Origin of the sequence: Sciscionella sediminilitoris (assembly GCF_000737195.2) — a bacterium.
In the GTDB taxonomy this organism is placed as follows: domain Bacteria; phylum Actinomycetota; class Actinomycetes; order Mycobacteriales; family Pseudonocardiaceae; genus Sciscionella; species Sciscionella sediminilitoris.
Genome location: NZ_JALM01000162.1, coordinates 1 through 13343, shown reverse-complemented (window position 1 = coordinate 13343; position 13343 = coordinate 1). Strand labels below are relative to the sequence as shown.

14 protein-coding genes are annotated in these 13343 nt (G+C 68.2%); 8 read left to right on the top strand and 6 right to left on the bottom strand.

Annotated elements, in window-relative coordinates:
* Positions 1–66: 66 nt before the first annotated feature.
* Together AD72_RS34650 and AD72_RS34645 are read right to left on the bottom strand one after the other, a co-directional pair.
* Positions 67–678: a class I SAM-dependent methyltransferase gene (locus AD72_RS34650; protein ID WP_031470885.1), complete on the bottom strand. Its 612-nt coding sequence runs from the start codon at positions 676–678 to the stop codon at positions 67–69.
* Complete coding sequence (locus tag AD72_RS34645; protein WP_031470884.1) at positions 675–1259, bottom strand: TetR/AcrR family transcriptional regulator; 585 nt, start codon at positions 1257–1259, stop codon at positions 675–677. The genes AD72_RS34650 and AD72_RS34645 overlap by 4 nt, the downstream gene beginning before the upstream one ends.
* A gap of 70 nt (positions 1260–1329) precedes the next feature.
* Between AD72_RS34645 and AD72_RS34640 the strand changes: the two genes are divergently transcribed.
* A complete protein-coding gene (locus AD72_RS34640) occupies positions 1330–2223 on the top strand; it encodes an NADP-dependent oxidoreductase (RefSeq protein WP_031470883.1) in 894 nt (297 codons plus the stop codon).
* On the opposite strand, the gene AD72_RS34635 is transcribed toward AD72_RS34640, so the two are convergent.
* Genes AD72_RS34635 through AD72_RS34620 form a run of 4 tightly spaced genes read right to left on the bottom strand, consistent with a single transcriptional unit; the run spans position 2220 to position 6413 of the window.
* Positions 2220–3680 (bottom strand): flavin-containing monooxygenase, encoded by a 1461-nt coding sequence (locus AD72_RS34635; RefSeq protein WP_051899344.1) that lies wholly within the window; start codon positions 3678–3680, stop codon positions 2220–2222. The genes AD72_RS34640 and AD72_RS34635 overlap by 4 nt on opposite strands.
* A gap of 4 nt (positions 3681–3684) precedes the next feature.
* Positions 3685–4611, bottom strand: a complete 927-nt coding sequence (locus AD72_RS34630) for a hypothetical protein (RefSeq protein ID WP_031470881.1) — start codon at positions 4609–4611, stop codon at positions 3685–3687.
* Positions 4612–4647: 36 nt separating this feature from the next.
* Complete coding sequence (locus tag AD72_RS34625; protein ID WP_031470880.1) at positions 4648–5481, bottom strand: SDR family NAD(P)-dependent oxidoreductase; 834 nt, start codon at positions 5479–5481, stop codon at positions 4648–4650.
* Positions 5478–6413 carry an alpha/beta hydrolase gene (locus AD72_RS34620; protein ID WP_031470879.1) on the bottom strand — a complete coding sequence of 312 codons (936 nt, stop codon included), beginning with the start codon at positions 6411–6413 and terminating at the stop codon, positions 5478–5480. Before AD72_RS34620 ends, AD72_RS34625 begins: the two co-directional genes overlap by 4 nt.
* 104 nt (positions 6414–6517) lie before the next feature.
* On the opposite strand from AD72_RS34620, the gene AD72_RS34615 reads away from it, so the two are divergent.
* The 7 genes from AD72_RS34615 to AD72_RS34580 all read left to right on the top strand — a co-directional run bounded on the left by AD72_RS34615 (position 6518) and on the right by AD72_RS34580 (position 13328).
* On the top strand, positions 6518–7156 hold the full coding sequence (locus tag AD72_RS34615) for a TetR/AcrR family transcriptional regulator (RefSeq protein WP_031470878.1): 639 nt from the start codon (positions 6518–6520) through the stop codon (positions 7154–7156).
* Between the two features lie 68 nt (positions 7157–7224).
* Positions 7225–8592 (top strand): tryptophanase, encoded by a 1368-nt coding sequence (locus AD72_RS34610; protein WP_031470877.1) that lies wholly within the window; start codon positions 7225–7227, stop codon positions 8590–8592.
* 132 nt (positions 8593–8724) lie between these two features.
* Entirely contained in the window at positions 8725–9723 is a 999-nt protein-coding gene (locus AD72_RS34605) for an AraC family transcriptional regulator (protein WP_156365520.1), read from the top strand.
* A gap of 157 nt (positions 9724–9880) precedes the next feature.
* Complete coding sequence (tsrT, locus tag AD72_RS34600; RefSeq protein WP_031470875.1) at positions 9881–11590, top strand: tryptophan 2-C-methyltransferase; 1710 nt, start codon at positions 9881–9883, stop codon at positions 11588–11590.
* Positions 11571–12383, top strand: coding sequence for a FadR/GntR family transcriptional regulator (locus tag AD72_RS34595; RefSeq protein ID WP_197285174.1), 813 nt, complete (start codon positions 11571–11573; stop codon positions 12381–12383). The genes tsrT and AD72_RS34595 overlap by 20 nt, the downstream gene beginning before the upstream one ends.
* Positions 12384–12593: 210 nt before the next feature.
* Entirely contained in the window at positions 12594–13094 is a 501-nt protein-coding gene (locus AD72_RS36245) for an OmpA family protein (protein WP_197285173.1), read from the top strand.
* 63 nt (positions 13095–13157) lie between these two features.
* Positions 13158–13328, top strand: a complete 171-nt coding sequence (locus AD72_RS34580) for a hypothetical protein (RefSeq protein ID WP_156365519.1) — start codon at positions 13158–13160, stop codon at positions 13326–13328.
* Positions 13329–13343 lie beyond the last annotated feature (15 nt).

Below are 13343 nucleotides of genomic sequence, written 5' to 3'. Positions count from 1 at the left end.
CCGGGTTTGTGGCTGGTGCTTGCGGAGAGCGCGAGCTTTTTGCGTTTCGGTTGTCTGCCGATCGGTCTAGCCCGGTACGCGCGCGTGCACGAGGTACGCGGCGCGCGGCCGGTCGGTGACGAGTTCGAACCGGGATGCGGTGGGTTCGCGGAATCCGGCCGCTGCCAAGGGTTCGATCGCCTGTTCGGCGTCGCTCGGCAGCTCGATGCCGCCGGGCATCAGGGCGGCGAAGGTGGCCGAGGCGCGGAAGGTCTCCGCCGTGGGCAGGCTGAATGCGAGGAATCCTCCGGGGCGCAGGACACGGCCCCAGTCGTCGAGGGCCCGCCTGCCAAGGAAATGCAGCGAGGAGGCGCAGAGCAGGAGGTCCGCGGAGGCGTCCTCGACCGGTGTCCGCGCCGCATCGCCGACCCGCCATTCGATGATGCCTGCCGGATCGAGTGTTCCGGCCTTCCGCCGCGCCGCCTCGATCATGGCAGGAGAGAAGTCGATGGCGAGTACCCGACGGGGATCCACAGTGGACACTGCGGCGAAGGCGGCGTGCCCGGTTCCGGTGGCGATGTCGAGCACGTCCATGCCGGGGGTGTGCGGTGTTCCCTCGACCAGCCGGTGCGCGACCTCGTAGTGGAACCGGTCCTCGTCGTAGTGCTCGACGATCCCGTCGAACGGGATGTGGCTCATCGGGCGGCCGGTTCGCTCGCCATCCAGGCGGCCTCGATCATCCGGAAGATCTCGTCCACGGCCGAGTCCGGATCGGCGGCCTCGCGGGCAACCGAATAGGCGTCGAGCACGAACCGGGCAATCGCCCTGCCCGCCGTCGGATCCTGGGGCGGACCGGGATCGGCGGCGATGGCGGCGGCCAGCGCTTCAGCGTGGCGCAGCCGCATGGATTCCTCGTACTTCCGCAGATCGGCCGAGTTCTCGATCATCCGCCAGATCGGGGCGGCCTCCGCGGACGCGCAATGCCGCACCATGGCCCGGATTTCCCGGCGCAGCGCGGGGAGGATCGGGTCTTCCGGCGCACGTTCGGTGACCGCCTCGGTGAGCCGCTGTTCGAAGTTCTCGTCCTGTTCGAACACCAGCGCCTCCTTCCCGGCGAAGTGGGCGAAAACCGTGGTGACGGCGACATCGGCTGCGGCGGCGATGTCCCGGATCCCGACCGCGTCGTAGCCGTGTTCGAGGAAGAGCCGCCGCGCGGTGTCGGCGATCGTCTTGCGGGTCGCGGCCTTCTTGCGGGCCCGGCGTCCGGGTGGTGCGGTCACGCTGTGACACTAGCAGATACGAAAGCAGAACAGGTGCAAAAAGCTAACGGTTAGTGCTATGTTCGATGGCATGAAGAGAGTGAGCTTCGCCGAGTTCGGTGGTCCGGAGGTACTGCGCCTCGAGGACGCGGCGGAACCCCATGCCGGTCCGGGACAGATACGCATCTCCGTGCGAGCCGCCGGGGTGAACCCGGTCGACTGGCGGATCCGGGAAGGCCAGTTCCAGCAGACTCATCCGATCGAATTGCCCGCCGGGGTCGGACTGGACGCGGCCGGGGTGGTGGACGAGATCGGCGCGGGTGTGACCGGGATCGAGCCCGGCGCGCGGGTGTTCGGCGAAGGCTCGGGCACCTATGCCGAGTTCGCCGTGCTGTCCGACTGGGCCCGCATTCCCGAAGGTCTGTCGTTCGCGGAGGCGGCCGGATATCCCTCCGTGGTGGAGACCGCGCTGCGCATCCTCGGCGAGGTCGGGGTGCGGCCCGGACAGACCTTGCTGGTCAGCGGAGCCTCCGGGGGAGTCGGCTCGGCGGTGCTGCAGATCGCCGGGGACCGGGGCATCACGGTGATCGGCACTGCCGGGGCGGCGAACCAGGAGTATCTGCGCGAGCTCGGTGCGGTGGCGACGACCTACGGCGCGGGCTGGGCCGATCGGGTACGCGAATTCGGCCCGGTCGACGCGGCCCTCGATCTCGCGGGTTCGGGTGTGCTCGGTGAACTCGTCGCGCTGACCGGGGATCCGCGGAAGGTGATCACCATCGCGGATCTCGGTGCACCGGAGTTCGGCGTCCGCTTCTCCGGTGTGGCCGGGAGTATGCCGGACGCGCTCGGCGAGGCGGCCACGCTCATCGAACGTGGTGCCTTGCGCATTCCGGTGGAGCGAACGTACGCGCTCGCCGAAGCCGCTGCGGCGCACCGGGACAGCCAGTCCGGGCACTCCCGCGGGCGCCGGGTCGTGCTGCCCTAGTCGCGATAGTGCTCGGGCGCGAACCGGGCGAGCTGGCGGGTGTACTGCGTCGCGGTGCCCGGATACATGGTCGCGTTGAAGCCGTCCTCGGTGAGATACCAGCTCTGGCAACCGGAATTCCACGTGGTCCTGGACAGTCGGCGCTGGATTCGCCGGTTGTACCGGTCCTGCACGTTCGCGCGCACATCGAGCAGCCGGTCCGGGCTCCGCTGCAGGTGCCGGATCGCCTGCACGATGTAGTCGATCTGCGCTTCGTTGTAGACGAGGACGGAATTGTGCCCTGGCCCGGAATTGGGGCCGAAGGTGAGGAACAGGTTGGGATATCCGGAAACGGTCACGCTTTTGTAGGCCTGCGCCCCGCTCGCCCAGGCGCCGGCGAGCTCGCGGTTTCCGGTCCCGGTCACCGGGAACGGGGTTCCCGCCTTGCAGACATCGAATCCGGTGGCGAACACGATGCAGTCGACCTCGTGCTCGATTCCTTCCGCGGTACGGATCCCGTTCTCCGCGATCGCGTAGATCGGCCAGCTGATGAGCTTGCAGTTCTCGGCCTGTAGTGCGGGATAGTAGTCGCTGCTGAGCAGGACGCGTTTGCAGCCGATCCGGTAGTCCGGGGTGAGCTGGCGGCGCAGCCAGGGATCGGCGACGGCGTGCCGACGGTAGGCATTGGCCACCGTTTGCAGCAGGTTCGTCGCGGGGCTGTTCCACACGAGCCCGAGCGCCATGAGCTCGTGGCCCCAGAACAGCGCCTCCCGCGCGGCTTTCTGGGTTCCGGGCAGTGCGCGGAACAGAGTCTTCAGCCAGTCCGGGTTGCGGTGATCGGGTTTGGGCAGCACCCAGCCCGGGGTGCGCTGGAAAACGGTGACGTGCTCGGCCTGCTCGACGAGTTCGGGAATGATCTGCACGGCGCTGGCCCCGGTGCCGATCACGGCAACGCGTTTCCCGCCGAAGTCGTACTCGTGGTCCCAGCGGGCGGAAAGCATGGTGTGCCCGGTGAACTGCTCGATGCCGGGGATATCCGGATAACTGGCATTGGCCAGCGGACCGGCAGCCATGACCACGGCCCGTGCGGTGAACTCCGCGCCCTCGCGCACGCTCGCGGTCCACCGGGCGGTCTGCTCATCGAAGCGCAGCCCGGTGACCTCGTGCTCGAATCGGATGTTCCGGTACAGCTGGAATTCCTCGGCCATGTGCTCGATGTAGCCGAGGATTTCCGCGCTCCCGGAATAGGCCCGCGACCAGTCCGGATTGGACACGAAGGAGAAGGAGTACATCAGCGAGGGAATATCGCAGGCGGCACCCGGGTAGGTGTTGTCCCGCCAGGTTCCGCCGACCCCGCTGCCCCGTTCCAGGATCACGAAATCGGTGATTCCGGCCTGGCGCAACCGGATCGCGGTGCCGAGACCGGCGAACCCGGCCCCGATGATCAGTACCGTTGCCGTGTCGTCGTGCTCGCTCATGGCCCTACTTCGCCACCGGCTCGTGGGTCAGTTCGCGCGACCAGGTCGGTTGCTTGCCCAGGATGCGCGCGGGGAACCGGTTGGTGAGCGCCACGAGCGGATCGGCGAGATAACGGTGGTACGGGTGGCTGCGATCGGTGGCCATCCTGGCCTGCTGCTTGAACAGCTGATAGGCGGGGAGGCGCCGGATGTTCGCGCTGCGATCGCCGTTCTTGGCGAACCGTTTCATCGCGTTGTAGAGCTTCTGCTCGGAAAGCCCCATCGCGACGATGTTGTCCCGCATCTTGTTCAGCAGCGGCACGAACACCAGGAGCAGGGAGAGCAACATGTTCGGCTTCAGGATCGCGGCCGATTCGATGAGCAACCGCCGCGCCGGACCGGCACCCACCAGATCGAGCACCTTGAAATCCACCGCGATGTGCCGGGACTCGTCGGAGTTGATGTGTTTGAAAACCTCGTGGCACAGCGGATCCTTGACCTCTTCGAGCAGGAATTTCACCAGTGCCCCGTCCAGCGCGCATTCGAGCATCGGGATCACGGTGGCCAGCCCGGTCAACGGCATCTGGTCGGCATACTGGTCGAGCATCCAGATCGCCATGCGGACCTGGGTGTTCGGCTCGGGGGTCTCGCCGTCCACGAGCATTCCCCAGCGCTTCATCAGCGCGAGTTCGGCGTTCGCGTGTTTCTGTTCCTCGGCGTGGAAATAGGTGTAGATCTGCTTGATCGTCTCGTTCGGCGCCTGGCGGGACAGCGCGGCGAATCCGCGCGCGCCGATGTTCTCGATCCACACCAGATCGGACATGAACTGCTTGAGTTTGGGGCGCTGCTGATCGGTGATGGCATCCGCACCGGGTGCGTCCCAGTCGATGTCCGCCAAGGACCACTGCTTGTCCTTGATCGTCTGCAGCATTTCCGCGTAGTCGAAGGACATGGTTCTCTCCCTCTCCGGTGAGTTCAGGGCGATGGTTCAGGGCAACAGGCGTTCGCCGAGGCGCGCCGCGGTGAGATAGGCACCCGGCAGCAGGCGTTTGGTGCGCCAGATCAGTCGCGCGTCGAGCTGAGGCAGTGCGTAGAGCCGCCCGCGATCGTTGGCGTCCAGGCTCGTCCGCGCGATGGATTCGGGCGAAACCCCGGTCAGGCGCATGAGTTTGCCCGCGAGATTCGCCGCGGCGTTGTCGATGGTCTCGCTCGCCAGGATGTTCGTCTGCACGAAGGTCGGGCACACCACGGTGACCGCGACATCGGTCCCGGCCAGTTCGGCGGCCAGCGTCTCGGACAGTGCCACCACGGCCGCCTTGCTGGCGTTGTACGCGCCCATTCGCGGTGCGGCGGCGAATCCCGCGGCCGAGGCGATATTGATGATCCCGCCGGAATTCATCGCGCGCAGCCACGGGGTGAACACGTGGGTTCCGTGCACCACGCCCCACAGGTTCACCGCGAGGGTGCGCCGCCAGTCGGAAAGCGCGGTGTCGCCGATGTGCGTGCCTCCGGTGCCGATTCCGGCGTTGTTCACGATCAGGCCGGGCTGGCGGCCGAGCCAGTGCTCCGCCGTCTCGGACAGATCCCACACCTGCCGTTCTTCGGTGACATCACAGGAAACCGGAACGGCGCGGCCACCGGAATCCTCGATCAGCCGCACCGTCTGCTTGGCGGCCGACTCGTCGATGTCCGCGCACACCACCGAGCCGCCGCGGCGGGCCAGTTCTCGCGCGAAGGCCCGGCCGATTCCGCTTCCCGCCCCGGTGACCACGGCCGCCGCGTCGAAACTGCGGCGATCCCTTCGGGACAACGGGCCGATCATGCCGGGACCGTCCGTTCACCGGGGCGCAGCGCGGTGCGCAGGAACGCGGACCCCTCGGCCAGTGCCCGTCGCGCGGCGGGGTTGACCGTGGCGAAAGCTTGGAATACGTGCATCTGTTCGTCCCAGATCGTCAGTTCGCAGTCCGCGCCTGCCTGGCGCAGTTCTCGGTCGAGCCATTCGGCGTCGGCGGCCAGCATTTCGGCGCCACCGGCCTGGATCAGCGTGCGCGGCCAGTCCCGGTCGTGCGGTATCGACACGGCCAGCCGTGGATCGGCCGGATCCGCTCCTCGGGTGTAGAGCTCGAGGAGCTTGGCCGCCCGCGCCGCGGACACCAGCGGATCCCGGCGCGCCCGTTCACGCTCCCGCGCCAGGCCGAAGGTCGGATCGGCCAGCGGGGACAACAGCAGCATCCCGGCCGGTGGGCTGAGCCCGGCGCGCAGCAGCTCGGCGACCAGGATCACCGAAAGGTGCCCGCCTGCCGAGTCACCGGCGAGCACGATCCGTTCCGGTGGGTATCCCTGGGCACGCAACCAGTCGTAGGCGGCTCGCACATCCTGGGCCGCCGCGGGGAACCGGTGCCGGGGCGCGAGCCGGTAGTCACAGGAGAACACCGGTATGCCGATGCCCGCGGAGAGCCGGGAAGTGATCCCGCGATGCGTGCGCGCCGAGCAGATCGCGTACCCGCTGCCGTGCACGTACAGCAGCACCGAGTCCCCGCTGCCGACCCCGGGCGCGCGCACCCATTCACCCCGCAACCGTGTTCCCCCGGCGAGCGGGGCCGAACAGGGTTCGATCCGGGAGCCGGGCAGGGCGGGGGAGAACGCGGCCAGCGCACCGGCCGCCGCCCTGCGGGTCAGCCAGACCCCGCGCGGGGAAGCCGGGATCGCGGAGACCACCGGGCGCACCGCTGCCGTGGAAACCCGGGTGAGCATCCGGGCGCCGAGGGGACCCCGAGGCCCATCTGATGGCAACCGCCGTCTCTGAGGTCGCATGCCCTCAGATTGGCTTTTGGCCCGATGCTTGTCAAGATGAAGCCGTGACGAGAAACCACCCGAGGCGCGGGGTCTATGCCGGGCGCAGTGCCGAGCAGCGGCAGGCCGAGCGCCGCCGCAAGCTCATCGAGGCCGCGTTCGACATCTGGGGCGAGCAGGGGTGGGCCGCGGTCACCATGCGCGGTGTGTGCGCGCGTGCCGAACTCACCGACCGCTACTTCTATGAGAACTTCGCCGACCGGGACGCGCTGCTGGGCGCGGTCTGGGAGGAGCACAGCGCCGACACGACCCAGCGGCTGCTCGAGGTGGTGATGGCCGCGCCCGATGACCCGCTCGCCAAGCTGAACGCGGCCATCGACCGGCTGGTGCGCGATATCGTGGACGATCCACGACTGGCCAGGATCGGTTTCGGCGACCATGCGGGCAATGCGGTGCTCGAACGGCTCCGGCACGACACCATCGGCCAGTTCACCGATCTGCTCATCGAACTCGCCACGCCGTACCTGAAACCGGACGTCGACCACACCGATCTGCACATGAGCGTGCTGCTGGGCATCGGCGGGTTCGCCGAACTCGTCAGCGCCTGGCTCGCCGGAACCGTCACCGCCTCCGCGGACCGGATCATCGCGCACACCACGACGGTCGGCGCGGAACTGGCCGTCCGCTATCTCGACCGTTCCTGAGCGCCCCGAATGGCCCTTTCCCCGGGGCGCAGGTGGTTGGACACTCGGACGATGGTCACACCCCGTTCATGGAGCCGTTCCGGATCAAGTCGGTGGAACCGATCCCGTTCCCCACTGCGGCACAGCGACGGAATTCCTTGGCGCAGGCCGGATTCAATCTGTTCCGGGTACCGGCACGGCAGGTGACCGTCGATCTGCTCACCGATTCCGGAACCGCGGCCATGTCGGCGGCGCAGTGGTCGGCCGTGTTCTCCGGGGACGAATCCTATGCGGGTGCCCGGTCCTACGAAGGTTTCGAAGCGGTGGTGCGGGAACTGACCGGGATGCCCGAGGTGATCCCGGTGCACCAGGGCCGCGCGGCGGAGCGGATTCTGTTCGGGGCACTGCTACGGCCGGGCGAGATCTCGGTGGCGAACACGCATTTCGACACCACGGCCGCGAGCGTGACCGCGGCGGGCGCGCCCTGTGTGGACCTGCCCTGCTGTGTGGACAGCACGGACGAGTTCGGCGGAAACATCGACCTCGAAGGTCTGGAGCGGGTGCTGCGCGGTCCGGAGCGGGTGCGGTGCGTGGTGCTGACCGTGACCGACAACGCCGGTGGTGGCCAGCCTGTCTCGCCGGCGAACCTGGCCGAGGTGCGGCGGCTGTGCGCCCCGCGCGGGATCACGGTGCTGCTCGATGCCTCCCGGTTCGCCGAGAACGCCTACCTCGTCACGCGGCGCGATCCGGAATGGGCGCGGACAAGCATTCCGGACGTGGTGCGGGCGATGTTCGACCTCGCCGATGGTTGCTTCGCGAGCCTGAAAAAGGACGGCCTCGCCAATACCGGCGGCCTGATCGCCCTGCGGGATACCGCGCTGGCCCGCGACTGCAGGGACCGGCTGATCGAGGTGGAGGGGTTCCCGACCTACGGCGGGCTGGCCGGTCGCGATCTCGAAGCGCTCACCCAGGGCCTGCGCGAGGTGGTGGATCCCCGCTACCTCGAATACCGCGCCGAATCCGCGAGCTGGTTCGCCGGTCAGCTGGAGGCGGCCGGGTTCCCGGTGCTGCGCCCGACCGGGTGCCACGCCGTCTACGTGGACGCCGCCGCGCTGCTGCCGCACATCCCGGCGGCCGAACTGCCCGCGACCGCCCTGGCCAATGCCCTGTATCTGGCGGGCGCGGTCCGGGTCACCGATCTGGGCACGCTCGTGTTCGGCGGACCCGATCCCGAAGGCGGACCGGACCGTCCGGCGCCCCGTGAGTGGGTGCGGTTCGCCCTCCCGCGCCGGGTCTATACGCGCAACCACCTCGAGTACGTCGCCGGTATCGCCGCTCAGGTCGCGGCCAAGGCCACCGCGCTTTCCGGGTACCGCATCCTCGAACAGGCCCGTACGCTGCGGCATTTCACCGCCGTGCTGGCTCCGCTCGGGGAACCGGTGCCCTTCGAGCACTGAGCCGTGGACGCCACCCGAACGGAGTCACTCCACGAATAGCAATTTGCAGATCGGGATTTGCGGTACAGTGAGAGCGGTAGTTCGTTCCGGTTCACCACGGCGGAACGACCGAGCACGCGGGGATTCGCCACCATGTTCAGCACCTTGCCGTACACCGAACAACGGTGTCTCCAGCACACCGGACAGCAGCATATGACGGATGTCGATCAGGCGAGAGCGGTCGTGCAGCGCTCGATGTGCCCGCATGATCTGGAGATGCTGCGCCGCGACGGGCAGCTGGACGCCACGATGTGGTCCCGGCGCCTGCGCGATACCTCGGTGAACGACATCGCCTACGGGGACGATGTGCAGATCGTGCCCGGGCACCTGGAATCCTTCTTCGTCGCGATGATCCCGCTGTCCGGCAACAGCGTGATCCGCTGCGGTGGCCAGGAGGCGTACACCGGTCCCGGGATCGCCGCGGTACCCAATCCCGGCGAATGGCTGAGCATGCGCTGGACGGGTGCCTGCGCCCAGCGGGTGGTGCGGTTCGAACTACCCGCGCTGCACGCCCACCTGGCGCGGATGCTCGGCCGCCCGCTGTACCGGGGCCCGCTCGACCTCGACCTGACGGTCGACCTGAACGCGGGGGCGGGGCGGGCGTTCGCCGAGGACGTCGCCCGGGTGGTCAACCGGATGGAATGCGCGCCGGAGCTCTACCGGCACCACAACCTGATCGAGGTGACCGAGGAATCGCTGATGACCCTGCTGTTGCTGGCCGCGAACCACAACTACCGGGAGGATCTGGACGCCGATCCCGCTCCCGCGACCTCGCGCATCGTGCGCAGCAGCCTGGACATCCTGCACAACGACACCGAGCGGTACTACACGCAGGCCCGGCTCGCCGATGCCGTCGGGGTCAGCACCCGCACCCTGGAGCGCAAGTTCCAGGAGACGCTCGGGGTGAGCCCGATGAACTACTACAAGAGCGTCCGGCTGGACCGGGTTCACCAGAAACTGCTCGCCGCCGATCCGGATACCGCCACGGTCGCCGACATCTCGCGCGGCGAAGGGTTCTTCAATCGCGGCCGGTTCGCCGCCGACTATCGGCACCGGTTCGGCCGGCCCCCGTCCGACACCCTGGCCGGGTGAGCCGGGATGGGGCCGTGGCGGAGAACGGATCGGGCCTGTCGCATTCCGGCCCCGCCGGTGAGCCGGGGATTCCTACGGTGGTTCCTGTCCGGGTTCACTGCGCTGTCCGGCTGCGGGCGGCCATGGCTCGCGCGTGGCAGGGAAGGAGGCGTGCCGGATGACGAAAGGTCTGGTGACGCTGGTCAATCCGAATCAGGTGCACCCGCCGATCACCCCTTATGCGCTGGACATCCTGACCACGGCGCTGGAGCTCGGCGGGTTCCGCGCCGAGGTGCTCGACCTGTGCTGGCACCGCGATGACTGGCGTTCGGTACTGCTCGAGTACTTCGCCACGCACCGGCCACTGCTCGTCGGTGTCACGGTGCGCAATACCGACACCATCTATCCACAGGAGCAGCGGGTCTTCCTCGAGCAGCACCGCGCGGTTTTCCGGCAGATCGCGGGCCAGTGCGCGGCGCCCATCGTGGCCGGCGGGGTCGGATTCTCCTCGATGCCGTACGCGCTCGTGGAGTACTTCGACATTCCCTACGGGGTGAAAGGGCCCGGCGAGCACCACATTCTCGAGCTGGCCTGCGCGCTCGCCGAGGACCGTGCCCCGCACCGGGCGCCCGGGCTGATCGTCAATGCGGGCCACCCCTTGGTGTATCCGGAACAGGGCGGCACGGCAGCACCGGCGCGGAACCCGGCGCTGGCGGGCACCGCGTACCTGCGCCGCTCCGGGGTGCCGGGCAAAGTGGACAACCTCGCCTATTACCGGCATGGCGGGCTGGGCAACATCCTGACCAAGAACGGTTGTCCGTTCGCCTGCACCCACTGCATGGAGCCGGACGCCAAGGGCAGCCGGTTCACCCGGCGACCGGTGACCGCGGTCGTCGACGAGATGGAACTGCTCACCGCTTCGGGCGTGTACGACCTGCACACCACCGACAGCGAGTTCAATCTGCTCATCTCGCACACCAAGGCCGTGCTCGCCGAGGTGATCCGGCGCAAGCGGACCGATCCGGGCTCGCCGCTGCACCGCATGCGGCTGTGGATCTACGCCCAGCCCGCACCGTTCGACGCCGAGCTGATGGAGCTGCTGGCCGGGGCCGGATGCGCGGGCATCAACCTCGCTCCCGATCACGTCCGGGACGAGTTGCTGGACGGATGGAAGGTCACCGCGCGCGGCACCCGGTTCTACACGGCGGACGACATCGGCACCGTGTGCGCACTCGCCCGCGCGCACGGGATCCCGGTGATGGCCGAGGTACTGCTCGCCATGCCCGGGGAGACCGCGGCCACCCTGGCCGATATCGTGCGCCGCTCACTGGACTGGGATGCCGCCGTCGTCGGGTACACCCTCGGTATCCGGGTTTTTCCCTACTCCCCATTGGGAATCCGGTTCGCCGCCGAGTGCGCGGGCCGGGACACCGTCCCCGGACTGCAGTCCAACACCGCCGTCGAACCGATCGTGCTCACCCCGCGCGCGGAGTGCACCGATGCGGCGGCCTACGAACGGCAGTTCCTGTTCGACGGACACGGCAGGATCCGGCCCGTCTACTACTTCTCGCCCGAACTTCCCGAGGACCCCGGGACGCTGCGGGCGCCGGACGGGCGCTGGACCCGGACGCTTCGCCTGCTGCGCAGCCTGGTTCCGGAAACCGAGCAGCACAGGGTCATGCTGCCCACCGAACCCGGATCGGGCGCGGAAGACAACAACTACGCGGACAACCCCTTCCTGCTCCAGCTCACCCGGCTGCGCTATACGGGCGCGTACTGGTCGTACTGGCCACAGCGCGAACGGATCATGCGCGAGGCGCGGGCCGGGGAGCAGTATCAGGCGGTGTTGCCCGGAAAGGTGGCAGATGATGCACGCGCCAATCTCTGATGTCCCGGCGCACAACGGTTCCGCTCCCGAACCGCGCGCGACCGCGTACGACCAGGTCGCGGCCCGGGTACGGCAGCAGATCCTGGACGGCACACTCAAGGTCGGCGACCGGCTGCCCACCGAACCGGAGCTCTCCGCGCAGTACCGGGTCAGCAGGAACACCGCCCGCGAGGCGTTCCGGGTGCTGGCCAGTCAGGGGCTGGTGACCACCAAACGCGGCGTCACCGGGGGAGTGTTCGTCAGCCGCCCGACCCCAGGCAGGCTCGCCGACAATCTGCTGGCGCCGATCCGGCTGCTCACCGAGGACAGCGGGGACTCCACGCGTTCGCTCGCCGAGATCCGCGATCTGCTCGAGATCCACGGGGTCGGGCTGGCCGCGCGTCGGCGGACCGCGGAGGAACTCGAACACATCCGGGAAGCCCTCGTCGATCCCGGCGGAGAGGATCTGCCCGATCTGTACGCGAGCGAGTACCGGTTCCACACCAGGGTCCTGGCCGCCGCGCACAATCCGGTGTTCGAGGTCGGGCTCGAACCCGTGCTGCGGATCCTCGGTGAGCGGCTGCTCGGTCAGCACCTTCCCGCGCAATTCGCCAGGCGGATCGACCGGGAACACCGGGAGATATTCCGCCACCTCGCGGCCGGGAACCAGGCCGGAGCCCGGGTCGCGATGCACGCGCATCTTGCCGTTCTGCACTGGCACTACGAGTACGGCGGTTCCGCGGAAACCCCGATACCCCGGCAGGCTCACCCGGACCCAAGCGAAAGTACTTCCGCGCGAACGGCTGACCGCTGAGACCCGTTTCCTGCCCGGGGTGTCGATCGGGCGACGAGTTCGGTTCGTTTTCACCCGTTCGATAGCACGACCACGCCGGACCGTGGGGAATGTCGGACACTCACGGTGATTTGCATTCCTTTGCTATGTTTCTCTGCGGTTTTTATCCGCCCCGTTGTGGGTTAGGTTGCGGCCGTAATTCGCTTGATGAATCCCCGAAAGGAGAATTCGGTGAAACAGTTTCGTACGGTCGCTGGAATGGTCTCGCTGGTCTCCGCGGCGGTGATCGTTGCCGGGTGCGGTTCCGGTGGTGGCCAGGGAGCGGGCGCGAGCAGCTCCGCTTCGGCGCCGTCGTCCAGCAGTGCGCCATCGAGCTCTTCCTCCTCCGCTTCGGCCTCGGCCGCTCCGGAACAGAGCGAGATCGACAACAAGCTCAAGGAGAGCCCGATCCACTTCGCGCTGATGAAGGCCACGCTCGATGAGAAGAGCGAGACCACCCTCAAGTCGGTCGCCGAGGTGCTGAACAAGGCCAAGGACACCAAGATCAAGGTGACCGGCTACGTGGTGCCGAAGTCGCTGCCCGCGGACCAGGAGAAGAAACTCTCGAAGGAGCGCGCCGAGGCCGTCGCGAGCCAACTGGAGAAGGACGGCGTCGCCAAGGACCGGATCACCGCCGAGGGCGGCGGAGCTGAGGCAGGCGGTGCCTCGGCGAAAATCTCCGTCATGAAATAGCTTCGGTTGTTCGCCGGGGAACGGTGTTCCTCGTCGAGTGACCCGCTGGCGTGTGCGATCACGATGCGCCCGGTCGCGCGCCCGCAATTTGGTCAGCAGCCCGCCGATCTCGGCATTGTGGTATCCGCGTCCGATCGCGGCGAGCACCTCGCGTTCCCGAGGCGCGAGCTGCTCGAGGATGCCGGGATCGGCGCGCTTTCCGCGGATGACGGCGCGCAGCGGTTGCGTTGCTAGTGCCGTATCAAGCAA